At 70.3% G+C, this 25,791-nt stretch carries 26 protein-coding genes; 10 read left to right on the top strand and 16 right to left on the bottom strand.

What is annotated here, in order from left to right:
- The 3 genes from TBR22_RS12435 (at window position 1) to TBR22_RS12425 (ending at window position 2,962) form a co-directional block, all read left to right on the top strand.
- Window positions 1-720 carry a bifunctional 2-polyprenyl-6-hydroxyphenol methylase/3-demethylubiquinol 3-O-methyltransferase UbiG gene (locus tag TBR22_RS12435; protein WP_239493310.1) on the top strand — a complete coding sequence of 240 codons (720 nt, stop codon included), beginning with the start codon at window positions 1-3 and terminating at the stop codon, window positions 718-720.
- Window positions 717-1,646, top strand: coding sequence for a lysylphosphatidylglycerol synthase transmembrane domain-containing protein (locus tag TBR22_RS12430; RefSeq protein ID WP_239493309.1), 930 nt, complete (start codon window positions 717-719; stop codon window positions 1,644-1,646). Before TBR22_RS12435 ends, TBR22_RS12430 begins: the two co-directional genes overlap by 4 nt.
- Before the next feature lie 164 nt (window positions 1,647-1,810).
- Window positions 1,811-2,962: a radical SAM protein gene (locus tag TBR22_RS12425; protein ID WP_239493308.1), complete on the top strand. Its 1,152-nt coding sequence runs from the start codon at window positions 1,811-1,813 to the stop codon at window positions 2,960-2,962.
- Between the two features lie 87 nt (window positions 2,963-3,049).
- On the opposite strand, the gene TBR22_RS12420 is transcribed toward TBR22_RS12425, so the two are convergent.
- Genes TBR22_RS12420 through TBR22_RS12405 form a run of 4 tightly spaced genes read right to left on the bottom strand, consistent with a single transcriptional unit; the run spans window position 3,050 to window position 7,320 of the window.
- Window positions 3,050-3,994 carry an NAD-dependent epimerase/dehydratase family protein gene (locus TBR22_RS12420; RefSeq protein ID WP_239493307.1) on the bottom strand — a complete coding sequence of 315 codons (945 nt, stop codon included), beginning with the start codon at window positions 3,992-3,994 and terminating at the stop codon, window positions 3,050-3,052.
- Window positions 3,991-4,959 (bottom strand): sugar phosphate nucleotidyltransferase, encoded by a 969-nt coding sequence (locus TBR22_RS12415; protein ID WP_239493306.1) that lies wholly within the window; start codon window positions 4,957-4,959, stop codon window positions 3,991-3,993. The genes TBR22_RS12420 and TBR22_RS12415 overlap by 4 nt, the downstream gene beginning before the upstream one ends.
- Window positions 4,952-5,668: a glycosyltransferase family 2 protein gene (locus tag TBR22_RS12410; protein ID WP_239493305.1), complete on the bottom strand. Its 717-nt coding sequence runs from the start codon at window positions 5,666-5,668 to the stop codon at window positions 4,952-4,954. Before TBR22_RS12410 ends, TBR22_RS12415 begins: the two co-directional genes overlap by 8 nt.
- A complete protein-coding gene (locus tag TBR22_RS12405) occupies window positions 5,665-7,320 on the bottom strand; it encodes a hypothetical protein (protein WP_239493304.1) in 1,656 nt (551 codons plus the stop codon). Before TBR22_RS12405 ends, TBR22_RS12410 begins: the two co-directional genes overlap by 4 nt.
- 164 nt (window positions 7,321-7,484) lie before the next feature.
- Here TBR22_RS12405 and TBR22_RS12400 point away from each other — a divergent pair, with 164 nt between their 5' ends.
- Window positions 7,485-8,123: a hypothetical protein gene (locus TBR22_RS12400; RefSeq protein ID WP_239493303.1), complete on the top strand. Its 639-nt coding sequence runs from the start codon at window positions 7,485-7,487 to the stop codon at window positions 8,121-8,123.
- A gap of 31 nt (window positions 8,124-8,154) precedes the next feature.
- Window positions 8,155-10,203, top strand: a complete 2,049-nt coding sequence (locus tag TBR22_RS12395; protein ID WP_239493302.1) for a S9 family peptidase — start codon at window positions 8,155-8,157, stop codon at window positions 10,201-10,203.
- Window positions 10,204-10,245: 42 nt separating this feature from the next.
- On the opposite strand, the gene TBR22_RS12390 is transcribed toward TBR22_RS12395, so the two are convergent.
- From TBR22_RS12390 to TBR22_RS12380, 3 genes are all read right to left on the bottom strand, one after another.
- The gene (locus TBR22_RS12390) at window positions 10,246-10,749 is read right to left on the bottom strand and encodes a DinB family protein (RefSeq protein ID WP_239493301.1); all 504 of its coding nucleotides are present in this window, start codon (window positions 10,747-10,749) and stop codon (window positions 10,246-10,248) included.
- Window positions 10,750-10,823: 74 nt separating this feature from the next.
- On the bottom strand, window positions 10,824-11,771 hold the full coding sequence (locus tag TBR22_RS12385; protein ID WP_239493300.1) for a hypothetical protein: 948 nt from the start codon (window positions 11,769-11,771) through the stop codon (window positions 10,824-10,826).
- Window positions 11,772-11,863: 92 nt separating this feature from the next.
- Entirely contained in the window at window positions 11,864-12,655 is a 792-nt protein-coding gene (locus tag TBR22_RS12380) for a bifunctional 2-polyprenyl-6-hydroxyphenol methylase/3-demethylubiquinol 3-O-methyltransferase UbiG (protein WP_239493299.1), read from the bottom strand.
- A gap of 25 nt (window positions 12,656-12,680) precedes the next feature.
- Here TBR22_RS12380 and TBR22_RS12375 point away from each other — a divergent pair, with 25 nt between their 5' ends.
- A complete protein-coding gene (locus TBR22_RS12375; RefSeq protein ID WP_239493298.1) occupies window positions 12,681-14,390 on the top strand; it encodes a glycerol-3-phosphate dehydrogenase/oxidase in 1,710 nt (569 codons plus the stop codon).
- Here the strand turns inward: TBR22_RS12375 and asnB are convergent.
- From asnB to TBR22_RS12355, 4 genes are all read right to left on the bottom strand, one after another.
- Window positions 14,360-16,288, bottom strand: a complete 1,929-nt coding sequence (gene asnB / locus TBR22_RS12370; protein ID WP_239493297.1) for an asparagine synthase (glutamine-hydrolyzing) — start codon at window positions 16,286-16,288, stop codon at window positions 14,360-14,362. The two genes, TBR22_RS12375 and asnB, sit on opposite strands and share 31 nt — an antisense overlap.
- A gap of 139 nt (window positions 16,289-16,427) precedes the next feature.
- Complete coding sequence (locus TBR22_RS12365; RefSeq protein WP_239493296.1) at window positions 16,428-17,213, bottom strand: acyltransferase; 786 nt, start codon at window positions 17,211-17,213, stop codon at window positions 16,428-16,430.
- Window positions 17,210-18,229 (bottom strand): glycosyltransferase family 2 protein, encoded by a 1,020-nt coding sequence (locus TBR22_RS12360; RefSeq protein WP_239493295.1) that lies wholly within the window; start codon window positions 18,227-18,229, stop codon window positions 17,210-17,212. Before TBR22_RS12360 ends, TBR22_RS12365 begins: the two co-directional genes overlap by 4 nt.
- A gap of 15 nt (window positions 18,230-18,244) precedes the next feature.
- Window positions 18,245-18,850 carry a YqaA family protein gene (locus TBR22_RS12355; RefSeq protein WP_239493294.1) on the bottom strand — a complete coding sequence of 202 codons (606 nt, stop codon included), beginning with the start codon at window positions 18,848-18,850 and terminating at the stop codon, window positions 18,245-18,247.
- Between the two features lie 95 nt (window positions 18,851-18,945).
- On the opposite strand from TBR22_RS12355, the gene TBR22_RS12350 reads away from it, so the two are divergent.
- Entirely contained in the window at window positions 18,946-20,436 is a 1,491-nt protein-coding gene (locus tag TBR22_RS12350; protein ID WP_239493293.1) for a hypothetical protein, read from the top strand.
- 39 nt (window positions 20,437-20,475) lie between these two features.
- On the opposite strand, the gene TBR22_RS12345 is transcribed toward TBR22_RS12350, so the two are convergent.
- From TBR22_RS12345 to TBR22_RS12335, 3 genes are all read right to left on the bottom strand, one after another.
- On the bottom strand, window positions 20,476-21,171 hold the full coding sequence (locus TBR22_RS12345) for a hypothetical protein (RefSeq protein ID WP_239493292.1): 696 nt from the start codon (window positions 21,169-21,171) through the stop codon (window positions 20,476-20,478).
- A gap of 154 nt (window positions 21,172-21,325) precedes the next feature.
- Window positions 21,326-22,171, bottom strand: a complete 846-nt coding sequence (locus TBR22_RS12340; RefSeq protein ID WP_239493291.1) for an inositol monophosphatase family protein — start codon at window positions 22,169-22,171, stop codon at window positions 21,326-21,328.
- Window positions 22,168-22,617, bottom strand: a complete 450-nt coding sequence (locus TBR22_RS12335; protein WP_239493290.1) for an ATP-binding protein — start codon at window positions 22,615-22,617, stop codon at window positions 22,168-22,170. Before TBR22_RS12335 ends, TBR22_RS12340 begins: the two co-directional genes overlap by 4 nt.
- Before the next feature lie 97 nt (window positions 22,618-22,714).
- Here TBR22_RS12335 and aroA point away from each other — a divergent pair, with 97 nt between their 5' ends.
- Genes aroA through TBR22_RS12320 form a run of 3 tightly spaced genes read left to right on the top strand, consistent with a single transcriptional unit; the run spans window position 22,715 to window position 25,323 of the window.
- Entirely contained in the window at window positions 22,715-24,034 is a 1,320-nt protein-coding gene (gene aroA / locus TBR22_RS12330; RefSeq protein ID WP_239493289.1) for a 3-phosphoshikimate 1-carboxyvinyltransferase, read from the top strand.
- Window positions 24,031-24,537: a shikimate kinase gene (locus TBR22_RS12325; protein ID WP_239493288.1), complete on the top strand. Its 507-nt coding sequence runs from the start codon at window positions 24,031-24,033 to the stop codon at window positions 24,535-24,537. The genes aroA and TBR22_RS12325 overlap by 4 nt, the downstream gene beginning before the upstream one ends.
- A gap of 42 nt (window positions 24,538-24,579) precedes the next feature.
- A complete protein-coding gene (locus tag TBR22_RS12320) occupies window positions 24,580-25,323 on the top strand; it encodes a metallophosphoesterase (RefSeq protein ID WP_239493287.1) in 744 nt (247 codons plus the stop codon).
- A gap of 8 nt (window positions 25,324-25,331) precedes the next feature.
- Here TBR22_RS12320 and TBR22_RS12315 read toward each other — a convergent pair whose 3' ends face one another.
- Both TBR22_RS12315 and TBR22_RS12310 read right to left on the bottom strand, forming a co-directional pair.
- Window positions 25,332-25,469 (bottom strand): hypothetical protein, encoded by a 138-nt coding sequence (locus TBR22_RS12315; RefSeq protein ID WP_239493286.1) that lies wholly within the window; start codon window positions 25,467-25,469, stop codon window positions 25,332-25,334.
- 6 nt (window positions 25,470-25,475) lie between these two features.
- A complete protein-coding gene (locus TBR22_RS12310) occupies window positions 25,476-25,790 on the bottom strand; it encodes a CcmD family protein (protein ID WP_239493285.1) in 315 nt (104 codons plus the stop codon).
- Window position 25,791 lies beyond the last annotated feature (1 nt).

The following is a 25,791-nucleotide window of genomic DNA, read 5'->3' as shown; positions in this document are numbered from 1 at the left end:
GTGGCCGAGGACACGTTCTACAAGTCGTTTTCCGAGAAGGAACTCACGGGGTTCGGCGCGGCGCGCCGGAGCCGCATCGAACGGACGCGCCTGGGTCTCCTCCATCAGGCGGTCCAGCCCCCGGGGCGGTTCGTCGAGATTGGCCCGGGCCATGGCACGCTCGGGGAACTCGCCCGTGCCGCGGGATGGGACTACACGGCGATCGAGGCGAGCGACCTGCTGATCGACGTCCTCACGAAGAAGGGCTTCAAGGTCGTGAAGGCCTTCACGCCGCCCATCCCGGGCGAGGATGCCTCGCTCGACGTCGTGTACGCCGACCAGGTGATGGAACACATGCCGGGCATCGACGCGGCCCGGGCCTTCACCGCCGACGCGCTTCGCCTGCTCAAGCCCGGCGGCGTCTTCTTCGTGGTGGTGCCCGACTACCTGAAGGAGCGCACGTTCTTCTGGGACGTCGACTACACGCACAACTTCGTGACCACCGAACGCCGGATGAAGCAGCTGTTCAACGACGGCGGCTTCGTGGTCGAGCGGGTGGTGCGGAGCATCGGCGTGGCCACGGGCCTGCGGCGCGACGCGCTGGCCGCCGCGGCCGTGTTGGCCAACGTCCCCGGGCTGAACACGCTGTCGCGCTGGACCGGCACCGAGGACCTGCTGTTCAAGGTGCGCAAGAACCTGTTCGAGACGCTGACGTTCGTGGCACGCAAGCCCCGCGCATGACGCGCTGGCTCGGCTCGGTGTGGGTGCGGGGCGCCATCACCGTCGCCATCCTCGCCTACCTGATGCGCCAGGTGGATGCCGGGGCCGCCCTCGGTGCGATGGTGCGCGCCGACCCCGTCGCGCTGCTCGTCGTGGCCGCCCTCGTGCTTCTGGACCGCGCGGTGATGATCTGGCGCTGGCTGCTGCTCCTGCGCGCCCAGGGCAGCCCCATCACGACGGGCACGGCGGCACGGATCTTCCTGGTCAGTTCATTCGTCGGCAGCTTCCTGCCCGCCGGGGTCGGGGGCGACGCGGCCCGAGCCTACGCGCTCGGGCAGCGCACCGCCCAGCGCGGCGCGGCGGTCGCCTCGGTCGCGGTGGATCGGATCCTGGGCGTGGTCGCCATCGCGCTGATGGGTGCACTCGGCGTGGCGGTGTACGCACGGACCCACCCCGATCCCCAGGTGCAGGCGGTCGCCGTGGCGAGCGCCGCCGCGGTGTTCGTGGGCTCCGGCGTCGCCGTATGGGCCGACCGATGGATCCGCTGGCTGCCCGCCTCCTGGCACGACTGGACCGCGGTCCGGCTGCCGCTCCGCATCGCCGACAGCGTCGCGGCCTATCGGGAGCAACCCCGCACCCTGGTCGCCGTCTTCGCGCTGTCGGTGCTGGTCCAACTGCTTCGTATCCTGCAGGCCTACGGGCTGGGCCTCGGCCTGAACCTTGCCGTGCCCTTCAGCTACTACCTCGTCTTCATGCCGGTGGGCCTGCTGATGCTGCTGCTGCCCATCTCGGTGAGCGGCTTCGGCCTGCCCCAGGTGTTCATGGTGTGGCTGCTCAGGCCGCAGGGTGTGCCCGACGAACTGTCCCTGGCCCTGTCGACCCTCATCGTGCTGTCGGGCCTGTTCGGCAACCTGCCGGGAGCGTGGCTCTACCTGAGGAACAGGTAATTTGAGATTGGAAATTTGAAATTCGGGGCGGCTTGGCCTGCGGCCTTCGCCGCGCGCGACGCAGTCGGCGCGCCACAATTTCGAATTTCAAATTTCGCATTGCTGGCGACCAGCTTGGTCCGACTTTGACTCCGGACCACAACAGGCTGTAGGATCAGGAACTTATGGCGCAAGTGTACGCGGCCAAGTATCTCGCCAAGGCCGCTCTCTCCGCTCCGCGGGACCTCGTCAACAGCTACATCGGCCGGGTGAAGGCGCTTCACCCGACCGTGTTGATTTTCCACGTCACCTTCGTGTGCGACGCCCGCTGCAACATGTGCAGCAACTGGACGCGTGGCAACCGCAAGGAGGACATGAGCCTGGAGCAGATCGAGAAGGTCTTCGACTCCCCGCTCTGGAAACACATCGAGAACGCCAGCATCTCGGGTGGGGAGCCGACGACCCGCAACGACCTGGTGGACATCGTCCGCGTGCTGATCGACAAGCTGCCCAAACTCCGGAAGCTGACGCTCAACACGACCGGCCTGACGCCGCATCGCGGCATCCCGATGCTCACCAAGATCGTGCAGATGTGCCACGAGCGGGGCGTCATCTTCAGCACCCGCGTGTCGATCGACGGCGTCGGCGACATGCACAACGAGGTGCGGCGCGTGAAGCGCGGCTTCGACAAGGCCGAGCAGACGATCGCGGCCATGAAGGAGCTCCAGAAGACGTACCCGTTCAACTTCGGGATCTCGACGACGATCTTCTCGATGAACCTCGACGATGCCGAGAACATCCTGGCGTGGGCGCGCCGGGAGAAGCTGGACATCGTGTTCAACATGGTCCGCTTCACCGAGGCCATGCTGGGCAACGCCGACCTGGCCAAGGACATCAAGCCGGTCAGCGAGGAGGAGCAGCGGATGCGCGAGTTCTTCATGGACCGCGTCCGCCACGACCCGCTGCTCGACGGGCAGAACTACATCTACCTGCACTACGCGGACATGATCGCCAACGGCTACCACCGCACGGCGCCCTGCCCGTTCCAGACGCAGGGGTTGATGCTGAACCCTGACGGCGGCATGTTCTTCTGCGAGAACAGCAACGTCGTCGGCAACGCCGTCACCGAGGATCCGGAGGCGGTCTACTTCGCCAAGGCCTCGCAGGCGCACCGCAACTACATCCGCGACGAGAAGTGCCCGACCTGCCTGAGCCCCTGCCAGATGAACGTGGCGGCCATCAAGCAGGTGGTGCCCTACGCGAAGTTCCTGGTGCGCGCCAGCGCCGAGAAGCGCAAGGCGGCGCGCCAGCCGATCGCCGCGACCGTCTGCCCCTGACCGCCACCGTCGCGTGGCACGACGAAGGCCGGGCACCCGCCCGGCCTTTCGTGTTCCTGCCCGTTGGCACGTCGGTCGAGGCCTCGCCTATGCCTGGCGCGACGACGCCAGGCGCGACGCGACGTCGGCCACGACCCGGGGCATCTCCTCGGCCAGCCTCCGCTCCGGGTGGTATCCCAACGCCCGGCGCGCGGCCGACACGTCGGCCACCGAGTGCCGGAGTTCCCCCGGCTGCGCGGCTTCGTACCGTGGCGAGACACCGCGCACACCTGCCGCGTCGATGGCCAGGCGCGCCAGCGCCGTGAGCGACGTGCCACGCCCGGTGCCGACGTTGTAGGTGCCCGGCGGCCGTCCGACCGCGGCGACCGTCGCCGCCGCCACGTCCTGCACGTGCACGAAGTCGCGTTGCTGCTCGCCGTCGCCGAAGATGACCGGCACTTCCCCACGCAGCAGCCGCGTCAGGAAGATGGTGATCACCCCGACGTAGGGGGTGTAGGCCTGGCCGGGACCGAAGGTGTTGAAGTAGCGCAGCACCGTGCACGGCACCCCGCGCATCGCCAGCACCTGTCGCGCCACGCCCTCGGCCGCCAGCTTGCCCACCCCGTACGGCGACTGCGGCGTCGTCGGGTGCGTCTCGGCCACCGGGTGGCCGTCGGGCGAGTCGGCATACACCGCCATCGACGAGGCCAGCGTGAACCACCGCACCCGCGACGGGTCGAGCGCGCGCACCAGGCAGGCGGTGCCCATCACGTTGGTGTCGAGGTCCTCGTAGAACCGCGCGAAGCTCCCGCGCACCGTGACCTGCGCCGCGAGGTGGAACACCACGTCGACGCCGTCGAGGGCGCGTCGCACGGCCGCCTCGTCGCGCACGTCGCCGTGGATGAACCGCGCAGCGGCGGGCACGGCCTCCCGGCGTCCCATCGACAGGTCGTCGAGGACGGTCACGGCCGCGCCGCCCGCCCTCAGGGCCGCGACGACGTGGGAGCCGATGAAGCCGGCGCCACCGGTCACCAGCGCATGACGGGGCGTCACGAGGTGACCTGCAGATCGAGGTCGGGGCAATAGACCAGGTGCTCGCCATCGGTCACCACCTGCGTCAGGTCGTGACGGGCCTCGACGTGCGCGCCGGGCATGATCACCGAGTCGACGATGCGGATCGGATGACGCACGATCACGTCGGGGCCGATGACGCTGTGCTCCACTACGGTGCCCGGCGCCAGCTGCGCCGAGGGCGACACCAACCGCGGCAGGCTCCGGCGCGCCAGTTCGGCCAGGTTGATCATCAGCAGGTCCTCGGCGCGCGTCAGGTTCAGGTCGCGGCTGACGATCGGATGGTGCCGCACCACCCAGCCGTCCTCGATCATGATCTGGATGCTGTCGGTGATCTCGTACTCGTCGCGCAGGGCGGTGCGGGGCGTCCGCCGGATGGCGTCGAAGATCCGCTCGTCGAACACGTAGAGCCCGCATCCCTTCAACCGCGTCGTCGAGAACCGGGGCTTCTCGATGACGCGACGCACGCGGCCCGCGTCGTCGGCGAGGATGGCGAAGTTGCGCCGCAGCATCTCGGGGTCGGGCTCTTCGCGACTCACCAGATTGGCATTGACTGCCCCGCACGACACCTCGTCCATCAGGGGCCGCAGCGGGCCGCACAGGTGGAACTGGATGTCGCCCAGCATGAGCACGAACGGGCCGTCGATGCGCGATTCCAGGGCCCCTACGGCGTGCGCCAGGCCGAGTGTCGTCTCCTGCTCGACGTACCGGATCCGCACCCCGAGGGTCGCGCCGTCGCCGAGCGCCGACGCCACCTGGTAGCCGCGATGCCCGACCACGATGTGGATGTCGGTAATCCCGGCCTCACGCATCACGTCGATCTGGTAGCCGAGCAACGGGCGGTTGAGGATGGGCAACACCGGCTTGGGCCGCTGCTCGGAGAAGGGGTACATGCGGGCACCCTTCCCCGCCGCGAGGATCACGCCGACCATCGGAGCGCTAGCCACGTGCGGCCTCCGTCACCTTGCAGCGCACCAGCTCGCGCATCACGCGCACCGCATCCACCGCGCGGATCTTCTTGCCCTCCTCGAACGTGCGCCCGGCGAAGCGGATGGGCACCTCCGTGAAGCGCGCCCCGCGCTGCGCCAGGCGCGCGGTGAACTCCGCCTCGAAGTCGAAGCCGTCGGCGTCGATGTGCAGGTCGGTCACCAGCGTCCTCCGGTAGGCCTTGTAGCAGGTCATGAGGTCGGAGACGCGCACGCCGTACAGCGCCCGCGTCGCGGCGCTCATCGTGTGGTTGCCCAGCCGGTTCAGCCAGCGCATCCCCGCGATGTGTCCCTTGAAGCGGCTCCCGTAGACGACGTCGGCCGACCCGAGCACCAGCGGCGCGAGCAGCGCCGGATAGTCGGCGGGGTCGTACTCGAGGTCGGCGTCCTGGTGCAGGAGCACGTCGCCGGTGGCCAGCGACCACAGGTGCTTGATGACGCCGCCGCGCCCGACGTTGCGGTCCATCAGCACGACGCGCAGCCCGGGCAGCCGCAATGCCTGCAGGATGTCGCGCGTGCCGTCGGTCGATCCGTCGTCGCCGGCGAGGATCTCGACCTCGAGGCCGGTGTCCACCGCCGCCACCGATCGCAGCAGGCGCTCCACGGTGTGGCGCTCGTTGTAGATGGGCACCAGGACGCTGAGCGTCCTGATCGCTCCGTTGCCGTTCATCGGTGCGTCTCCTGGACAGGGGCGGAGGGGCCCGGCACGCCGTCGGCGCCGTAGATGCCGATCAACAGGAAGGGCAGGTACCAGTTCACGTAGACCCCGGTGCCGTGGATCTTCCAGAGCTGGCTGGCGATGCCCATGGCGGCCATCAGCGCCGCCAGTTGTCGAGGGGTGCGGCCGCGCCCGAGCCACGCGCCGCTCACCATGAACGCCAGCGCCGCGGCGAACATGGGACTGCTCACCGACACGCCGGGCACCAGTTCGTTGCGCAGTCGCGCCCGCCAGCCATCGCGTCCCCCCCAGAACCCGAAGGGACTCTGGCCATACATGTCGGCGCCCTGGTGGTGCCCGACCGTGTCGTGCACCACCGTCGCGATCACGCTGCGCCCGGGTATCGGGCGCGTGCGCCACAGCACCGGGCCGCCGATGATCACCGCGGCCAGCGCCAGCCCTGCCACGAAGCGGGCGAGCGCCCGGCGGTCGTGTGCGTAGTAGCCGACCCAGGCCGGAACGAAGAACAACGGCGCGAAGACGGTGGCCACGCTGGCCGCCAGGGCAAACCCGGCCCACAGCGGGCGGGCCTCGAGAGCCAGGGCCAGCAGGGCGAGCGCCGTCGGCGCGACGTGGGAGATGAAGGTCACGCCACCGATGGACTCGTGCACGCCGCCGACGCCGAGCACGAAGGGACTCGCGAGGTAGAGAGCCAGCACGCCCCACGCGGCGGCGCTCCCGACCTGACGGCGCACGATCAGCCACAGCGCGCCCACGGCCAACAGATGCAGGCTCGCGGTGGCGAGTTGCGACGCCTGGGCCGGCGGCAGCAGGTAGTTATGACCGTACCGAATCTGCAGGTACTCGGGAGATGCGGGATTGGGGACCGTCGGGTCGAGCAGCGCCTGGAACGGCAGGTGGACCAGGAACAGCACCGGCCCGTAGCCGGCGGCGGCCGAGCCGCTCAGGACCGGGTCGCCGTACGGGAACCAGCCGCGCTCCCGCAGGCGCTGCGCCCCCAGGTTGGTGTAGAACCCCGCGTCGTCCGGAAAGCGGATCAGCGTGATGGCCAGGCTGAGCGCGAGGAGAGTCACGGCCGCGGCGCGCAGCGTGGGAGCCGTCACCGGTGGTCGCCAGAGGCCGGCCGCGTGTCGTCGACTCCGGAAGATGGCCGCCCCCGCCAGGGCGACGCTGAGCGCGACGATCGCGGTGAACGTCCAGTCCATCAACTGCCACGACACGGGGTCGTCGAGTCGGGACAGGTCGCTCGTGATGTCGAACAGGAGCAGGCCCAGCGCGAGCAGGCCGGCGAGTTCGGCGCGCCCTGGCGGGCCGGCAAAACCGATCAGGCACACGACCAGCGCAAAGAGCCAGAGCACACCCGCCTGGTCGGGCAGCACCGACTCGAGCAGCAGGGGCCCCTCGATGGATCGTAGCCGTTCGATCTGCGCCCGGGTCGTGCCCACCGGCCCGGGAAGCACCGGCTGTGGGCCGAAGACCGCGTTCTGGAGGTGCCGAACGGTGAGGATGTCGTGCGATCGATGTGCGGCCAGCACCCACACGACAGCCGTCAGGGCGATGGCCACCAGCATGAGACCCACGGCAAGGCCGCGCGCCTCACGCCGGCGCGGATCGTCGGTCCCCGGGGGCTCGGTGGTGGACACAAACCGAGGATAGGAGGCGATTTGAATTACGTCAAAAAAATTGCAAACTGATCAATTAAGCTCATGTAAATTCGGGAGCCGGGCCTCCCCAACCTTCGGGAGTCATGACGCGATCGATGGTCACCTCGCACCCGCGCGGGCACGCTCCCGAGGTATGCTCAACCATGCCCTCGTCGATCGCGTGGCAGTTCGCAGGACTGATGGCGCTCGTGCTCACGCTGGCCGGCTGGGACGTGCTGATGCCTCACGACGAACTCCTCCTCACTGCGAGCGGCGCGATGGCGCCGCTGCGCCGACGCCGCGGCCGCCCGCGCAAGTTCGACGAACCGTCACGGGTCGTGTCGCTCACGCTGCCCGAGTCGGTCATCGGCTCGCTCTCGCGCGTCAACGAGGACCTCGGCCACGCGGTGGCCGGACTGATCCAGGACCGCACCTCGCCGGCGCTGCGTGAGCCGGCCGAACTGGTCACGTTCGGCTCCCGCGCGGTGATCAGCGTCAGGCCCTCTCGCCTCCTCGAGCAGTACCTCGGCGTCTCCCTCGTGCCGTTGCCGGACGGTCGGGCCCTGATCGCACTCGACGAGCCGCGATCGGTCGCCGACCTCGAGCTGCGCATCCACGACCTGCTCGACGAGGGCGTCAGCAACGACGACGTGCGCGCGACGCTCGAAGGCCTGCGCAGCATCCTGCGCGAGGCGCGTCGGTCGGCCGACGTCGTCCTCGTCCCCCGCAACATCATCGTGCTGGAGACGCGCACCTCCGCCAGGCGCAGGCTGCCCGCCGACGAGGACGAAGCGGCCAGCTGACGGCCAGCCGCTTGCGATAGGCTTGCGCGTCATGGCTCCGGCGCGCCGCCTCCCTTCAGTCGTCCTCACCGTCCTCCTGGGGGCCGGCGTGCTGCTCGCACGCCAGCCCGCTCCCGCACCCGTTCCGGCTGTCGCGCCCGAACGGGTCACCTTCGACACGTGGCTCGATGGCCAGGCCAGGCAGGCTCTGGACGCGCGGCGTGCCCGCGTGGCGACGCTGGTCACGCGGGCCGACGTCGAGGCGCGGCAACGGGACGTCCGAACGGCGCTGCGCGCCTCGCTGGGGCTGCTCCCCGCCGTGTCCACGCCGCTCGGGGCGAGGGTCACCCGCACCACGGCGCGCCAGGGCTATCGCATCGAGCACGTGGTCTTCGAGAGCGCGCCGGGCTTCCGCGTGACGGCCAACGCCTACGTGCCCGAAGGGACCGGCCCCTTCCCGGCCGTCGTCGGCACCGCCGGGCACGCCGACGAGGGCAAGGCCTCGCCGGTCTATCAGCACGCCTGGGTGTCGCTGGCGCGGCGCGGCTTCCTCGTGCTGGCCATCGACCCCTTCGGACAGGGCGAGCGTCTCGAGTACCCCGACGCCGCCGGCACGGGTTCCCGGGTGGGCATCGGGACGCGTGAGCATTCGATGACGGGTCAGCAGGTGCTGCTGACCGGGCGCACGCTCGGCGCCTACATGGTGCGCGACATGCAGCGCGCGCTCGACTACCTGGCGAGCCGCCCTGACGTCGACGCGGCGCGGCTGGCGGTGGCCGGCAACTCGGGAGGCGGGACGCAGGCGGCGCTGCTGGGCGCGGTGGAGCCGCGGCTCGCTGCCGTGGTGGTCTCCTGCTACATGACCTCGTGGGCCGACATGTGGGACGTGCCGGGGCCACAGGACGCCGAGCAGATCCTGCCCGGCTTCGTCGGGCTGGGACTCGACTTCGCCGACTTCGCGCTCGCCGCCGCGCCGCGTGGCTTCCTGGTGAGCAGCGCGATCAAGGACTTCTTCCCGATCGCCGGCTCGAGGGCCGCCTCTGCCGAGCTGACCCGCCTGTACGACCTGCTCGGCGCCGGCGACCGGCTCGCGCGCGTGGAGAACGACGCGACCCACGGATGGACGCAGCCGTTGCGCGAGGGCGCATACCAGGCACTCGGGCGCTGGCTGGGGCGTCCGGGGCCGAGCGCCGAGGCGGCAGTGACCACCGAACCGGAGACCGCGCTCCGGGTCACCACGACCGGGCAGTTGGCGACCTCCGGCGGCAGCCACACCGTCCGTCAGTTGAACGCCGAAGAAGCTCGCACCCTCGCGAGGACTCGCCCGGCCGTGACCGACGACGCGCTGCGCCGCCTGCTACACCTCTACCGCACGGGTCCCCACGGCCGCATCGCCGAGCGCAGCGGCAGCGCGACGACGATGGCCGGTGAGCGCCTCGCCATCGAGCTGTACGACGGCCTGCGCCTGCCGGCGCGCTTCCGCGCCTCGACGACGCCGAGTCGCCGCGTGGTGCTGCTCCTCGACGATCGCGGGGCCATCCACCAGGATGCCGCCATCGACTCGCTCGCGCGCAGCGGGCAGCACGTGCTGGCGGTGGACGTGCGCGGCACGGGAGTCCTGGGGCCGCGCGCCGGCAGCAGCGGATACGGCGCCGACTACCAGTTCGCGGCGCGCGCCTGGCTGCTCGGCACCAGCGTGGTGACATGGCAGGTGCACGACATCCACGCGAGCCTCGCGGTGCTCGATGCCCTCGTGCCCGGCGGGGCTCCCGAGGTCACCATCCACGCGCGGGGCCAGACGGTGCCGGCCGCCGTGTTCGCGGCGCAGCACCTGCGCCCTGCAGGTCTGGTGCTCGAGGAGGGCCCGGTGAGCTACGAGGACGTCGCCAGCTCCGACACGCACGCGGGACTGACGCTGGCCGTGATGCCCGGCGTCCTGCAGGTCACCGACCTTCCCGAGCTGGTCGCGCGCCTGGCCCCCGTGCCGGTGAGGCTCGTGCGTCCGCGCGCCCCCGACGGAGGGGCGATCGCCGCTGCCGACGTCGGCCGCCGGTTCGGCAGCGCCATCCTCGGGAACGTGACCATCGACGCGCCGCGCTGAGCCTCGGCCCGCAGGGCAACCGGCAGCGCCACCGGCTACCGCCTAGGCGAACCCGCGGGTCTCGTCGGCCGACGGGCCATACGTACCGGGCAGCGGGATGTCGAGCAGCCGGAGGTACACGCCCAGCTGCGCGCGATGGTGGACCATGTGATTGAGCACCATGTTGCGGATCACGGCATGGCGCGGCAGCGACAGCACCACATGGCCGTTCCACCTGAAGGTCCAGGTGACGGCCAGGTCTTCGTCGGACGCCGTCGCGAGGAGCGCCCGCGCCGACGCGGCCCGGGAATCGAGCTCCGCGAGGATGGCCGGCAGCGACGACGCGTTGAAGGCCTTCATGTCCGGGCCGGGCTCGAAGACCTCGGTGGTCAGCGTCGTGGAGAGCCAGTGCGGCATCTCGGCCAGATGTGACGCGAGCCGACCGAGCGTCATCGACTTCTCGTGCGGCTTGAAGTCGAAGCGGTCCTCTGGCACCAACGCGATCATCTTGCGCGTCCTTGCGACTTCCTGGTCGAACTCGGGCACCAGCAGTTCAGCGATGGTCACGTGAACACCTCCGAGGCCGCATGTTCGCACGCGAGGCGGCGCCGCCGACCTCGTCCGGCAGCGGCGTTCGACTCCTACCTCGGCTTCCAATCCGCCAGGCGGTCGTTGCCCGGGCCCGTCGTGAGGGCGACGCGACGTCCCGGATCGCTGGTCGACACGAGCGCGAGATCCCAGTTCTCGCCGTCGTGGTGCTCGGGGCTGAGCGACACCACGAGCCACTGGCCATCAGGCGAGACGCGCGGGTAATAGCTCCAGAGGGTCGGGTTCGCGTGCGCGAGCGTCACCGCCCCGCTGGCGAGGTCACGCCGCTGGATGGCGGAGGGCTCGCGGTCGAGTTGCACGTTGAACAGGGCACGGCCGTCGGGCGTCCATGCGGGCCAGCAGGCGCCGCCGCTGGCCGGCACCGGTTCGGTCCGCCCCGTGGCGAGGTCGAGCAGGTGGACCTGGAAGTTCCAGAACGCGCCGACGCGCAGGGTCTGCGCGGCAAACGCGACCCGACGCCCGTCGGGCGACACGGCGGGCATGATGGCGCGACCGACGAAGTTGGTGGTCAGCCGCGTCGTCTGGCCGTCGGCCAACCGCACGCGATAGAGGTCACCGCGCGAGGCCCGGTCCGACGAGAACACCAGCGATTGCCCGTCGGGCAGCCAACTGGGATCGTGGTCGTTGCCGGGGTCGGTGGTCACGCGTCGCACCTGTGAGCCGTCGGCGCGCATCACGTAGACGTCGGTGTCGGGCGTCCCCGTCTCGGCGCCGGGTCCGTAGTGCGCGCGATTGGAGGTGAAGGCGATCCACTGCCCGTCCGGCGACCAGCGTGGGGCCTCGTCGCGCCAGTCGGCGCCACTGGTCAGCGCGCGCACCTGGCCGGTCGCCACGTCGAGCGTGAAGATCTTGGGTCGCCCCCGGACGTCGGACTGGAAGGCCAGCAGGCCGGCGGCCACGCCCCGGTACGGCTGCGCCGGCTGAGGCAGCGGTTCCGCGTCAGCGGCGACGGCGGCAGCGGGCCGGGCACTCACCGGCACGACGGCCGCCTCGCTGGCGCTCGGAGGCTCCGCTCCGGCACACGACGCGAGGACGACACCGAGGCCGATGATCGAGGGCCGCAGCGCCGACCTCAGGGCCGACAGAATGCCATCAGGTGCCAGCCGAAGCGCCGCACCCAGCCCCTCGGCAGGGCGTTGAAGGTGCCGACGAAGATCGAATTGTAGGCGGTCGCTTTCCATCCCTTGTGCAGCCTCGAGGCGACCGGGAACCGCTCGGGCACGATTTCCACGTCGCGGAACGGCGCCAGGAGCGCCTCGAACTCGGGGATGGAATAGAGCTTCAGGACCGGCGCGTCGCCGTGCTCGAGCCCCACCTTCATCACCTTCGACATCGCGTGCAGCCAGGACACGCGGTTGTAGACCATGAAGATGGCCACGCCCCCGGGCCGCAGCACGCGACGGGCCTCGGCCACCACGGCCGGCGCATCGGCGGCGTACTGCAGCACCCCATGGCAGTAGACGACGTCGAAGGACGCCTGGTCGAACGGCAGGGCTGCGCCATCGGCCACGCGCAGCTCGTCGGGCTGCAGGCCATGCAGGGCGAAGTTCTGCCGAGCCAGCTCGATCGAGGTCGACGCCAGGTCGACGCCGGTCACGCGTGCGCCGCCCCTGGCGAACCGCACCAGGTCGGTGCCGATGCCACAGCCGATCTCGAGCACCTGCTTGCCCGCGAAGCCGTTGAAGTCGACCAGGCGCGGCAGGTAATGGAGCTTGTCGAAGCGGTAGTCGTCGAGGTCGTCGAAGAACTCGCGCGTGCCCACCGGGTGGGTGGTCATCTCGAGGTCGTGAATGCGCGTGTTCCAGTAGGCGGCGACGTCGGCGGCGGTGACGGGGCCCTGCGGCCGGGCCGCGGTCGGGTGCATCCCGCTATCGTAGAATACGAGGCACGTGCGACGCGATCCGAGTCGACTCACCACCACCGAGTTCGACCTGCTCATCGTGGGCGCCGGCATCTACGGCGCGACGGTGGCCTGGGACGCCACCCAGCGCGGCCTGAAGGTCGCGCTGATCGACCGGGGCGACTTCGGCAGCGGCACGTCCTTCAACAACGCCAAGACGGTCCACGGTGGCGTCCGCTCGCTGCAGCGCGGCCACCTGGGCGAGATGCGGGAGTACCTGCGCGAGCGGCGCGCGCTCTCGCACATCCTCCCCCACCTGGTCCACCCGCTGCCCTTCCTGATGCCGACGAGCCGACGGCTCATGCGGCACAAGCTGGCGCTCGCCGCGTACTTCCGCCTCAACGACCTGCTGGCCCGCGATCGCAACGACCTGCCGGACCCGAGCAAGCACCTTCCCGCCAGCCGCGTCCTGTCACGCGACGAATGCCTGCGGCTCGCACCCTGGATCGATCCGCACGGCGTCACCGGCGGGATCGAGTGGCATGACGCCCAGTTCTCCAACAGCTCGCGTGCCGAACTGGCCTTCATCACCAGCGCCGTCCGCCAGGGCCTCGAGGCGGCCAATTACGTCCAGGCCGTGGGGCTGATCCGCCAGGACTCGGGACGGGTGGTCGGCGTGATGGCGCAGGAACACCTGCCGGACCCGGGGCCGCCCTTCCCCATCCGGGCGCGGGCCGTGCTGCTCGCCACGGGCGGCTGGACCGCTGACCTCGTGCGCGCCTGGGGCGCCGGCACGGCGCGCCGGGTGCCGCAGTGGTCGGTGGCGATGAACCTGGTCATCGAGGGCCTCGGCGGGACGCATGCCGTGGGGGGCAACGCGCGCGGCCGCCTCTTCTTCCTGGCCCCCTGGCGTGGCGCCACGATCGCCGGCACCAGCCACGACCCGTGGACCGCGACGGCCGAGCACCTGTCACCGCGACCGGAGTACGTGTCGCAGTTGCTCGCCGACCTGAACGTCGCCTTCCCGCGCGCCGGCATCACGGCTGCGGCGATCCGCCTGGTGCACCGCGGCCTGTTGCCGGCCTCCGAAGCCTCCGCCACCCGCGTCACGCTGCTGCGCGAGAGTCCCTTCATCGACCACGCGGAAGATGGCTGCCCGCAGCTCTACTCGCTGGTCGGCGTGCGATACACCACGGCGCGTCACTCGGCCGAGCGCGCCGTCGACACGCTCGTGCGCGCCCTCGATGCCAGCACGGCGCCCTGTGCGACGGCGACGACCAGGCTCGCCGGTGGCGAGATCGACCGCTTCGACGCGTTCCTCGCCGACGCCAGGCGCGCGGCCACCCCGGCGATCCCCGCCGCATTGATCGAGCGCCTCGTCTACAGCTACGGCACGGCGTGGCGCGACGTGGTGTCGTTGGCCGAGGGTCGCCCCGACCTGCTTCGTCCGCTCGGGAGCGTCGCTCGCGAAGGCGACGACGCGCCCGCGCCATCCAGGGCCGCCGCGCCCGGCGGGCCCGGGACCGACGTGACCGGCGCCGAGATCCTCTTTGCGGTGCGACAGGAGATGGCCGTGACGCTCGGTGATGCGCTGCTGCGACGCACCGAGGCCGGCTCGCGCGGCTACCCTGGCGCCGAGGCCACGGCCGCCGCGACCGACATCATGGGCGACGAACTGGGATGGTCGGCGACCCGCCGCGAGCGTGAACGGCAGGCGCTCGCGCGGACCTACGAGGCCGCGACGACGCGCGGCAACTGAACCGGGGCCTCGAGCGCATCCGCCCAGCGCTCGAACACCATCAGCGAGAACAACTGGTGCGCGTGATTGGCGCGCCCGTCGACGTGCTCGGCGATCAGCCGCGACACCTCGCGTGGCTCGAACAGGCCGCGGCGCACCAGGCGCGGCTCCGACAGCAGTTCCCGCATCAGCGGCTGCAGTTCCCGTCGCAGCCAGTTCTTCATCGGGATGCTGAAGCCCTCCTTCTTGCGGAAGAGGATGCTGTCGGGTAGCACGCCGCGGAGCGCCTGTTTCAGCACGATCTTCCGCTCGCTGCCGCGCACCTTGAGGTGGCCCGGCAAGGAGAACGCCAGTTCCATCACCTCGGGATCGAGGAACGGCGCGCGCGTCTCGAGCGACGTCGCCATGCTCATGCGATCGACCTTCACCAGGATGTCGTCGGCCAGGTAGACCCGCAGGTCCGCGTACAGCTCGCGATTGACGGCGTCGTCGGCGCGATACGCGCCGAGCGCCTCACGCACCTCGCGGTGCACGTCGCCGCCGAGCGCCGCCTCGCGCATCGCCGGCGTGTAGAGCCTGCGACGGGACGCCGGGTCCATGAACGTCATCCAGCGGTAGTGCCCGAGGTCATGGTCGGCGCTGGTGACGCCCTGCAGGAAGCGCTTGACCTTGTTCAGTGCGCCCTTCTTCTGCTCCGACGGGGGCACCAGTTGCGCGACGCGATCGGCGAGGCGCCAGGCGACGTCCGGGGTCACGCGCGTCAGGCGCGCCGCCAGCGCTTGCGCGGCGTAGGCGTCGTAGCCGCCGAACAACTCGTCGCCCCCGTCGCCGGCGAGCACGCCCTTGACGTGCTGACGCGCCAGGCGCGAGACCAGGTACGTCGGGAAGAACGAGACGTCGGCGAAGGGCTCGTCGAGGTGCGAGACCAGCGGATCGAACAGCGCCGCCACGTCGGCGGTGACCATGTCCTCGACGTGCGTGAGGCCGAACCGCTGCGCGATGGCCCGAGCGTACGGCAGCTCGTTGTAGCTCTGGTCACGGAAGCCCATGCTGAAGCTGGTCACCGTGACGCCGCGCCGCTTCGCCGACTCGGCCATGAACGCGGCGATCGCGCTCGAGTCGATGCCGCCCGACAGGAACACGCCCAGCGGTACGTCGGACATCATCTGGCGGTCCACCGCAGCCGACAGGGCCTCGCGGACCGCTACCGCCGCCTCCTCCGCGTCCCAGGCGCGCACCGGCGTCTCAGCGACGTCCCAGTACCGCGCCACGTGCACCTTGCCCTCGCGGTACACGAGGTAATGCGCCGCCGGCAGCTTGCGGATCGACGCAAACAGCGTGCGCGGCGCGATCACGTACTCGTAGGTGAGGAACTGGTCGAGCGAGGCGAGGTCGAAGGTGCGTGGCACCTCCGGACGCGCCAGCAGCGCCTTCACCTCCGAGCCGACGAACAGCCCCTGCGGCGTCGGCGCGTAGAACAACGGCTTCTCGCCCGCCCGGTCGCGCGCCGCCACCAGCGCCTGGGTGCGCTCGTCGTACAAGGCCACGGCGAACATGCCCCGCAGGCGCACGAACGCCTCGTAGCCCCACTCCTCGTACGCGTGGAGCACGGCCTCGATGTCGGACCCCGAGCGGAAGCGATGGCCCAGTCCGGTCAGTTGCGCCTTGAGCTCCGGGTAGTTGTAGATCTCCCCGTTGCCGACCACGTGGACGTTGCCGGCCTCGTTGGTGAAGGGCTGCTGCCCGCCGGGGATGTCCATGAAGGACAACCGGCGGAACCCGAGGCCGCCACCCGGGCGCGTGATCACGCCCTCGTCCTCGGGCCCGCGGTGCACGAGGGTGCGCGCCATGGCGCGCAGGGCTTCGGCGCTCACGAGCGCGCGGGGATCACGATCGGCGATGGCGACGATGCCGCACATGGGCTTACTTACGCTGGCAATTACGAATGCCGCGATGCCGGGATGGCGAAGTGCGGCGCGCCATCTCACGCGTCATTGGCACTCGCAGGTCGATACGTGATGGTGCCATGCCGGAATGCCCGGCGTCGGTCCCCCACACTCACGCATCCTCGGCTGTCGACGGACCGGTGGTCGCTCGTCGGTCACGGATCACCTTGGCCGGCGTGCCGACGGCGATCGCGTACTCCGGAATCTCGCCGACGACCACTGCGCCTGCCCCGATGATCGCATCCCTGCCGATCCGGGAACCGTCGGTCACCACCACGTGCGCGCCCAGCCACACGTGATCGCCGACGTCGATCCCCGCGGCCGTCCGGCCCTGATCGAGCACCGGCACGTCGACGCGATCGTAGAGGTGATCCCCACCGACGAGGTAGGTGTAGGCGGCGATGAGGACCTTCTTGCCGACCCGCACCCGCGAGGCCGAGAAGATCTCGGTGTTGAACCCGATGTTGGCCTCGTCCTCCACGACGATGTCGCCGTTCTTGCAGCTGAGGATGGCATTGCGGCCGAGGAAGACGCCGCGGCCGATCGTGATCCCGCGGTTGTCGCTGCCCTTGGCGTCCAGGCAGCATCCGTCGTCGACGACGACGTTGTCGGCGATGTGGATCTTGTGGGGATGCCGCAGGACGACGCCGGCGCCGAACGCCACGCCCCGACCGCACGAGCCGAGCAGGAGCGGATACAGCTTCGATCGGAGGAAGAGCCCCAGCGCGCCGGGGACACCCCAGCACAGCAACGTGATGAGCTCGTACCGAATCAGCGCCCAGCGGCCCGGCTTGCCGACGACGAGCTCGGCGTACCGCTGCGCCTTCGACTTGTTCTCGTCGAAGAGCTCGCGCTGGATCACGGTGATCCGCGCGTCGTGCTCGCGCGGGGCCTTCACCCCCGTGACAGCTCCCGCGGCCCGGTGCTGATGTCCACCGGCATGTGCGCCCCCTCGGGATGCTCCGGCGATGCCTCGACGATCTCGCGGATGGCGTAGGTGGGCTTGTCCTGCGATTCGTGATAGGTGCGCGCCTGCAGCTCTGCCAGCAGCCCCATCGTCAGCAGTTGCAGTCCCGACGAGACGAGAAGGATGCCGAACAGCAGCAGGGGCCGGTCGGCGATCGAGGTGTGCATGAACAGGCGCATGAACGCCAGGTACCCCATGATCAGCGCGCCCAGGCTGCCGAGGATGACGCCCACGAGCCCGAAGATCTGCAGCGGGCGCGTCGCGTAGTTCAGCAGGAACTTGACCGTGAGCAGGTCGAGGATCACCCGGATGGTCCGCGACAGGCCGTACTTCGAGCTGCCGGCACGCCGCGCCCGGTGATTGACCACGACCTCGGCGACCTTGACGCCGAACTCGCTGGCGATCGCCGGGATGAACCGGTGCATCTCGCCGTACAGCCGCAGCGGCTTGACCACCTCGGAGCGGAAAGCCTTGAGTGAGCAGCCGTAGTCGTGCAGGTCGACGCCGGTCGCGCGCGAGATCAGCCGGTTGGCGATCATCGACGGGATTCGCCGGGTGACCATCTTGTCCTTGCGGTCCTTGCGCCACCCGCAGACGATGTCGTGGCCCTGCTCGAGGCGGTCGACGAGCATCGGGATGTCCCTGGGGTCGTTCTGGAGGTCGCCGTCGGACGTGATGATGATCCGTCCGCGGGCATAGGCGAACCCTGCCGAGAAGGCGGGTGTCTGGCCGAAATTGCGCCGGAAGCGGATGATGCGGAAGCGCGCGTCCCGCGCCGGCAGCCTGGCCAGCAGGTCGGCGCTGCCATCGGTGCTGCCATCGTCGACCAGCAGCACCTCGTAGGTGCGGCCCCACGGATCGAGCGCCGCCGTGATCTCCTCGTACAGCGCCTCGATGTTGGGCGCCTCGTTGTAGATGGGGATGACGAGCGAGATCTCGGGCGGCATCAGGCGAACGCGGGATTATACCGCACCGACGTGCTGCGTCCGGCGCTGCCGGAGCAGGATCCAGCCCACCGCCGCCACCACCAGCACGAGCGCCAGGCCGAGCGAGATCTCGCGCATGTGCGCCTCGAGGAAGGCCATCGCCGCTTCGCCGTACCACCGGGCGAGGAGCGCCGTGAAGAAGTATCGGAATCCGCGCCCGAGGCCAATCGCGGTGACGAACTGCCAGAGGGGGATCTGGACGACGCCGGCGAGCAGGACGAAGACCTTGAAGGGCGCCGGCGGCGGCAGGATGGAGGGCACGAGCACCGCGAGCAGTCCCCACTTCTGGAAGGCGACGCGTCCCCGCTCCATCCGGTCGGCGCTGATCATCTTGCGCAGCACCCGCTCGCCCCCCTTGCGGGCCAGCAGGTACATCGACACGCACCCGAGCACCGAGCCCAGGGTCGTCATCAGCGCGTAGACGAACCACATCGACGGGTGCCGGGCCACCATCCAGATCAGCAACAGGTCGGGCACCTGGGGCAGCGACAGGGCGGACGAGTCGAGGAGGGCCACGAGGAACAGGCCCGGGGCGCCGAGACTCACGGCGAACGACTGGACGGTAGCGACGACTTTGGACATGCAGGAAAAAGCCGGAGACCGGGCCCCGACAGGCCCTCCGGGTGGCCGAGGTACTATGGCGGGATGGTCGGACCCCGGCCATCGTGATTATACCCGTGCCTGTTCCAGCCCCCGTCTCCGCCCGTCCCTGGTTCCTGCCGGTGCTCGGCGCCGCGGTCGCGCTCCTCGTCGGCAGCGTGGCCACGACCTATTACGCCGGCCAGGATCTCACCCTGAGCCACTACGATGCGAAGGCTCACCTGGTCGTGGCCCGGCGCATCTTCGACAGCCTGACGCCCGGCTGGCGGCAGATCGGGGCGGTGTGGCTCCCCCTGCCCCATGTGCTCAACGCCCTGCCCGTCCAGGTCGACGCCTGGTATCGGACCGGCCTGTCGGGGGTGGTCATCTCCATGCTGTCGTTTGCGGCAGCTGCTGCCGCCCTGTGCTGGCTGGTGGGCCGCCTCTCCGGATCCCGCTCGGCGGCCGTCGCGGCTCTGGCCGTCTTCGTCTACCAACCGGACCTGCTCTACCTGCAGTCCACCCCGATGACCGAGCCTCTGTTGCTGGGGCTGACCGTCTCGGGTATCGCCCTGCTCTATCACTGGACGACCTCTGGCGGCACCGCGCCGGCGTGGCCGGCCGGATTGGTGCTCGGCCTGGCCTGTCTGACCCGCTATGAGGCGTGGCCCATGACGGCCGCAGCCGGCCTGGTGGCGGTGCTGGTGCTCTGGCGGTCGGGCGTGCCCCTCGGCACGGCCGCGGCCCGCGCGTTGCGCGTCGGGGTCTGGCCACTCGGCGCCTTGCTTCTGTTCCTCGTCCTCAGCAAGGCGACGGTCGGCGCATGGCTGGTCACCGGGGGGTTCTACGAGCCGAACAACCCCGCGTACCGGAACCCGGCGAAGGCACTTGTCCAGGTCGGGTGGGGACTGGGCAAGGTGGGCGGCTGGCCCGTCGCGTGGACTGGCGCCGTCGCGGCCATCATCGTCTTCGTGCAGGGCCTGGCGCGACGCGACCGCCAGGCCTGGTGGTTCGCCCTCGCCCTGGCCGGATGTGCGGCACTGCCCTACTACGCGTTCGTCAGCGGCCACCCGTTCCGCATCCGGTACATGATCCTGCTGATCACCGCCGCCGCGGCCTGCATCGGCCTGCTGGTCTCGCTGGCGCCGAAGGCCTCGCGCGGCGTCGTGCTGTTGCTGGTGCTGGCCGGGCTCGGCTTCGACCGTCGACCGGTCGGCCTGACCTCGCCGATGGTGGCGGAGGCGCAGTGGGATCGCCCGCACCAGAAGGAGCGGCGCGCCGTCACGGCCTGCCTCATGGAGGCGTGGCGCGGCGAGCCCATCCTGGTGAGCATGGGGTCACTGGCGCACTACATGCAGGAGATGTCGGTGAACGGCCTCTCGCTGAAGCACTTCATCCACGAGGGGATCGGCGAGATCTGGTTCGAGGCGCTCAGGAGCCCGCGCCGCCACGCGGCCTTCATGCTCGTCGAGGAGAAGGCCGAAGGCGGCGACCAGTTGTTCCAGTTGGCTCAGAAGGACGCCGGCTTCCTCGACGGCTTCACGCGCACCTGTGAAGGCGGCGGCGTCGCGCTGTACGTGCGACGGTGAGGCGGGGCGCGGTGTGACACCGCGCCCTCCCCCGTGTCGTCACCGCAGCTTGAAGGCCACCGTGAAGAGGAACGCGTTGCCGCCCAGGTCGATCGTGTCGCCATAGAACCCGAGGTCCGGGTCCAGATCGGCCTTGGCCGTCGAGTAGCGCCACTCGCCACCCATCAGCACGCTGTTGCCGATCGGGAATCGCAGGCCGGCCAGGAACACCGGGCCGACCTCCATCCCGTCGTCGGTGAAGCTGTCGCGGAAGATCTCGCCGGTGCTGAAGTCCAGGAACTCGCCGACCTCGGTGTACTTCCACATGTTGAACTGCACGCCACCGCCCACGTAAGGCTGCACGCCCGCGTCGCGCGAGAGCGGGAACACCTTCGCCGTGACCGAGAACGGCACGTTGCGCAGCTTCATGTCCGACTCGATCTCGGTGCCGTCGCTGTCGACGAACCGCGAGTAGACCGTCGGCACGGTGCTGCCGTAGTAGTTCACGCCGGCGCCGACCTCGATGAACGACCCCAGGCTGATGGCGAAGTCGCCGCCGCCGGTGGCGCTGTCGAAGTCGTCGAGATTGAAGCTGAGGAAGGAGAGGTTCTGCCGGATGACGTCGTTCCGGTCGCGCGACTCCTCGCCCTTGACGAGGAAACCGCCGATGTTGCCGCCGATGACCACATCCTGCGCGGCCGCCGCGCCGCTGCACGCCAGCACCATCGCCCCGCTCGCCAACAACCGTCGCACCATGAGCTGTCTCCCCGCCTGAGTGGCGTTCCCGAAGGTCACGCCCCATGCGTGTCGCCTCCGGCTCTCGCGTCGCGGTGTCCCCGCGAGGGGAAGCGCACCCGACTGGACGGACTTCAAGCAAGGAGTGTGCCCTGGCTGATGTCCCCGGCAGGTGTCAGTCGGTCAGGCCGCCGCGCCGGCTGTAGAACTCGCCGAGCATGGCGAGCATCTCGTCATGGATCCGGCCGTTGGTGGCCAGCACCTGGGGCATCCGTGACTGGAACGGGATGCCCCGCCAATCGCTGACCCGCCCGCCGGCTTCCTCGACGATGAGCGCGCCCCCGCAGGAGTCCCAGGGCTTCAACGTGGCCTCGTAGAAGCCGTCCAGGCGACCGGCCGCGACGTAGCACAGGTCGAGTGCCGCCGACCCGAGGCGCCGCACCGCCCGGCTCCGTCCGAGGAAATGCCCGAACAGCGCCACCAGTTCCTCCCCGATCTCCGGCTGCTGCACGGTGTACGGGAAGCCGGTCACCAGCAGGCTCTCGATGACGGCGTCGGCGCCGCTGACGGCGATCCGCTCACCGTTGAGCCGCGCCCCCTGCCCGCGTTCGGCGGTGAACAGCTCGCGCCGCGTCGGGTCGTAGACCGCCGCGACGATCGCCTCGCCATCGAGTTCGAGGCCCAACGAGGCGCAGAAGATCGGCAGGCCGTGCGCGAAGTTGGTCGTGCCATCGATCGGGTCGAACACCCAGCAATATCCGGGCGCCGTGCGGGTGCGCAGATCGTCCTGCTGCAGTTCCTCGCCCAGGACCAGGTGATCCGGGAAGCGCTCGGCAATCAGGGCGCGGAACATGCGCTCGACGGCGACGTCGACCTCGGTGACCAGGTCGATCGTGCCCTTCTTGTCGATGCGCATCGGCCCGCCGAAGTGGGCCATCTGGATGGCGCCCGCCTTCTGGACGGCCTCGACCGCGGTGGCCAGGAGCAGGGGATCGGGAAGGTCGGACGGAACGTGGCTCATGCAGGAGGGGCCGACAGGCGCTTGCGCATGCGGACTTCCATGCCGCCTTCGGGCCGACGGCGCAACTGGACGTCGTCCATGAAGTTGCGCATGAAGAAGATACCGCGTCCGCTGGACTTGAGGAGGTTTTCCGGGGCCAGCGGGTCGGCTACTTCCTCCGGCTCGAACCCTTCCCCCTCGTCGGTGACCACGATCTCGAGGAAGTCCGGGCCATCGTCTGCCGGCAGGAAGGCGAAGTGCACGCCGACGTGCTTGGCCGGATCGAACTTGTTGCCGTGCCGAATCGCGTTGACCACCGACTCGCGCACCGAGACGCCGACCCAGTGGCCGGCATCTTCGTTGAGTTGCGCGCTGACGCACAGCTGGTCGCAGACCACCTGCACGTAGTCGAGGACATCGACGTGGCTGTTGAGCACCAGGGAGAGCGCTGCGCGGTCTGTGGGCATGCGGTCGGGTTTGGCGTGCATCATACACGGTCCCCTCTCATGAGGCCGCGCCACGGACCGCGGCGCGGGCGGGTGCGGATGCTACAGTGAAGCCCGCATGTCCGCCGAGTTCACCCGGACGGTCACCGTGCGGCCGGCGACCGCCCTCGAGGGCGTCGTCCGGGTACCGGGCGACACGTCCATCTCTCATCGATATGCGATGCTCGCGGCCCTGGCCGAGGGCGTCACGCGCATCAGCCGCTTCGCGCCGGCGCACGATTGCCAGAGCACGCTGCGCTGCCTCGAGCAACTGGGCACCGTCGTGTCGCGCCACGCGAGCTTCGACCGCGAGAGCGGCGCCGAGGTGCCGACTGTCCAGATAGTCGGCCGCGGGCTGCGCGGCCTGCAGTCCCCGTCCGGCGACCTCGACTGCGGCAACTCCGGCTCCACGCTGCGCATGCTCGCCGGCATCCTCGCGGCGCACCCGTTCACCAGCGTCCTGACCGGTGATGCCTCGCTGCGCCGGCGCCCGATGATGCCCGTGGTGACGCCCCTGCAGCAGATGGGCGCCGAGGTCACCTCGTTCAACGGTCGCCCACCGGTGAGCGTCACCGGCGGCCGCCTGGCGCCCATCACCTACCGGCCCGACACGGCGAGCGCGCAGGTCAAGACTGCCGTCCTGCTCGCGGGCCTGCAGACGCCGGGCACGACCACGGTCGAGGAGCCGGCCCGGACGCGCGATCACACGGAGCGCGCGCTCAGGGCCTTCGGCGCGACGCTCGACGTCCGCGGCAACGCGATCGCCATCAGTGGCGAGCAGGCGCTCGAGGGACGGGCGCTGGCCGTACCGGGCGATCCCTCCTCGGCGGCCTTCTGGGCCTGTGCCGCGGCGGCCCTGCCCGGCTCGTTCGTCGAACTGCGCGACGTCGGGCTGAACCCGAGCCGGACCGCCGTCTTCGACGTGCTGCGCCGGGTCGGCGCCGACGTCGACGTGCAGGTGGATCGCACCGACGCCGAGGAACCCGTCGGTCGGGTCCGCGTGCGTCACCGGGGACTGCGTGGCATCGAACTCACGGCTGCAGACGTCCCGGGGCTGATCGACGAACTGCCGGTCCTGGCCGCACTCGCCACCCACGGTGGCGAATTGCGCGTGACCGGCGCGGGTGAACTCCGGGCCAGGGAGAGCGACCGCATCACGGCGCTGGTCAACGGCCTGCGCGCGCTGGGCGCCGACGCCGACGAACTGCCCGACGGGTTCCACGTGCGCGGCTCCCGTCGGCTCCTCGGGGGCCAGGTGGACGCCGACGACCACCGCCTGGCCATGGCATTCGCCGTGGCCGGCCTCGGCGCGATGGAGCCGACGATCATCCGGGGCGCCGACGCCGTGACCGTGTCCTACCCCGGCTTCTTCGACGTCCTGGCCGCCCTGAGACGATGACCGCCGCTCCCACCGACAAGCTGTACCTGGTGGGCTTCATGGGCTCGGGCAAGACCACGGTGGCCCGTGCCCTCAGCCGTCGCCTCGGGTGGCGCGCCGTCGATCTCGACGAGGAGATCGAGCGACGCGAAGGCAGGACGGTGTCGCAGATCTTCGCCGAGCAGGGCGAGCCCTACTTCCGGAAGGTGGAGCGCGAGGTGCTGCTGGGGCTCCTGCCCGCCCGCCACGTGATCGTCGCCACCGGCGGGGGCACCTTCGTGCAGCCGGCCAACCGCGCCGACATCCTCGCCGATGGCGTTGCCGTGTGGCTCGACGCGCCGTTCTCGCGGATCGTCGACCGGGTGCCTTCCGATGGCCGTCGACCGTTGGCCGCCGACCGCGACGCGTTTGCCGCCCTGTTCGAGCAGCGCCGGGCGGCCTACCGTCTCGCCCACTTCCGCGTCGATGCGCAAGGTCGCGTCGACGCGCTGGTGGAGCGTATCCTCCACAGACTCGGGTGGTAGGCGTTCTATCTGGCCGCCCGCGACGTTTATAGACCGAAGAGCGTGCGCTACCTCGTCATCAGCGACATCCACGGCAACCTGCCGGCTTTGGCCGCGGTCCTGCGCGATTGCACGCCGGACCAGTACGATCGCGTGCTGGTGCTCGGCGATCTGGTCGGCTATGGCGCCGAGCCCGGCGATGTGATCGAGCGCATCCGGGCGCTCGCCCCGCACGTGGTGGTCCGGGGCAACCACGACAAGGCCGTGTGCGGCCTGATGGAACTGTACGGGTTCAACTCGCACGCCCGCGAGGCGGCGGAGTGGACCACGCGCACGCTCACGGAGGGACAGTTGGCCTACCTGCGGGACCTCCCGCCCGGCCCCCTCCTGGTCGACGATGTGCTGGAGGTGTGGCACGGGTCGCCCGCCGACGAGGACGCCTACCTGGTGTGGATCGACGACATCCGTGACGCTGCGGCACTGGGCCGTCGCCCGCTCTGCCTGTTCGGGCACACGCACGTGCAGGGCGCGTACGGATCCGGCGAGGGCCATCCCGTCGTCGAGAGCGGCGAGCACCGGACGCGGACCACGCTGTCCATCCGCCTCGAGGACCGGTGGCTGGTCAATCCCGGCTCGGTCGGCCAGCCGCGCGACGGCGATCCTCGCGCTGCCTACGCCATCGTCGACCTCGGGGCCCGCACCGTCACGCTCTGCCGCGTCGCCTACGACGTCGGGGCCGAGCAACAGGCCATCCGCGCCGCCGGACTGCCGGAACTGCTCGCCTCACGACTCGGCGAAGGCCGATAGGGCCGCGCTCACGCCTTGCGTTTTTCGTCCTGTCGCTTCTGCTGCGACCGCATCGCGTCCATGGCGGCCCGCGAGCCGAGAATCCAGCCAATCACGATGCCCACGAGCAAGGTCGCGGGGATGAAGATGAAGTGCCCGGCCGTCACGCGCGCCTACTTCCCCGCGGCGAGCCGCCGGGCGTCGTGCAGGTCGGCTTCGACGCGACCGAGCCGGCGCCACAGCATCAGCAGGTAGACGAGAATCGCCACCCACGCCACCGCGTAGGCCCCGATGACGAAGGGCGCCGCCGGCAGCTTCTCGTTGTCCGGAAGCTGGTCGATGGGGACGTACTCGTCCTGCGCCGCCGTGGTCGTCTTGCCGGGCTGCGTCTCGGGAGCCTGGGCCAGGGCCGGACGCACACCGACGGCGGCCAGCAGCGCGCACGCGAGTGCCAGGGAACGAGCGTAGCGGGTCACGAGGGTCGTCATG

The organism is Luteitalea sp. TBR-22 (assembly GCF_016865485.1).
Classification (GTDB): Bacteria; Acidobacteriota; Vicinamibacteria; order Vicinamibacterales; family Vicinamibacteraceae; genus Luteitalea.
The sequence above is the reverse complement of the archived record's forward strand: the minus strand, read 5'-3'. Positions and strand labels throughout refer to the sequence as shown.

What these genes read in the sequence shown, in the direction of transcription:
- TBR22_RS12430 (WP_239493309.1), top strand. Translation starts at nt 717, where the DNA reads ATGACGCGCTGGCTCGGCTCGGTGTGGGTGCGGGGCGCCATCACCGTC.
- TBR22_RS12425 (WP_239493308.1), top strand. Translation starts at nt 1,811, where the DNA reads ATGGCGCAAGTGTACGCGGCCAAGTATCTCGCCAAGGCCGCTCTCTCC.
- TBR22_RS12410 (WP_239493305.1), bottom strand. Translation starts at nt 5,668, where the DNA reads ATGAACGGCAACGGAGCGATCAGGACGCTCAGCGTCCTGGTGCCCATC.
- TBR22_RS12400 (WP_239493303.1), top strand. Translation starts at nt 7,485, where the DNA reads ATGCCCTCGTCGATCGCGTGGCAGTTCGCAGGACTGATGGCGCTCGTG.
- TBR22_RS12395 (WP_239493302.1), top strand. Translation starts at nt 8,155, where the DNA reads ATGGCTCCGGCGCGCCGCCTCCCTTCAGTCGTCCTCACCGTCCTCCTG.
- TBR22_RS12380 (WP_239493299.1), bottom strand. Translation starts at nt 12,655, where the DNA reads ATGCACCCGACCGCGGCCCGGCCGCAGGGCCCCGTCACCGCCGCCGAC.
- asnB (WP_239493297.1), bottom strand. Translation starts at nt 16,288, where the DNA reads ATGTGCGGCATCGTCGCCATCGCCGATCGTGATCCCCGCGCGCTCGTG.
- TBR22_RS12360 (WP_239493295.1), bottom strand. Translation starts at nt 18,229, where the DNA reads ATGCCGCCCGAGATCTCGCTCGTCATCCCCATCTACAACGAGGCGCCC.
- TBR22_RS12355 (WP_239493294.1), bottom strand. Translation starts at nt 18,850, where the DNA reads ATGTCCAAAGTCGTCGCTACCGTCCAGTCGTTCGCCGTGAGTCTCGGC.
- TBR22_RS12345 (WP_239493292.1), bottom strand. Translation starts at nt 21,171, where the DNA reads ATGGTGCGACGGTTGTTGGCGAGCGGGGCGATGGTGCTGGCGTGCAGC.
- TBR22_RS12340 (WP_239493291.1), bottom strand. Translation starts at nt 22,171, where the DNA reads ATGAGCCACGTTCCGTCCGACCTTCCCGATCCCCTGCTCCTGGCCACC.
- TBR22_RS12335 (WP_239493290.1), bottom strand. Translation starts at nt 22,617, where the DNA reads ATGCCCACAGACCGCGCAGCGCTCTCCCTGGTGCTCAACAGCCACGTC.
- aroA (WP_239493289.1), top strand. Translation starts at nt 22,715, where the DNA reads ATGTCCGCCGAGTTCACCCGGACGGTCACCGTGCGGCCGGCGACCGCC.
- TBR22_RS12325 (WP_239493288.1), top strand. Translation starts at nt 24,031, where the DNA reads ATGACCGCCGCTCCCACCGACAAGCTGTACCTGGTGGGCTTCATGGGC.
- TBR22_RS12310 (WP_239493285.1), bottom strand. Translation starts at nt 25,790, where the DNA reads ATGACGACCCTCGTGACCCGCTACGCTCGTTCCCTGGCACTCGCGTGC.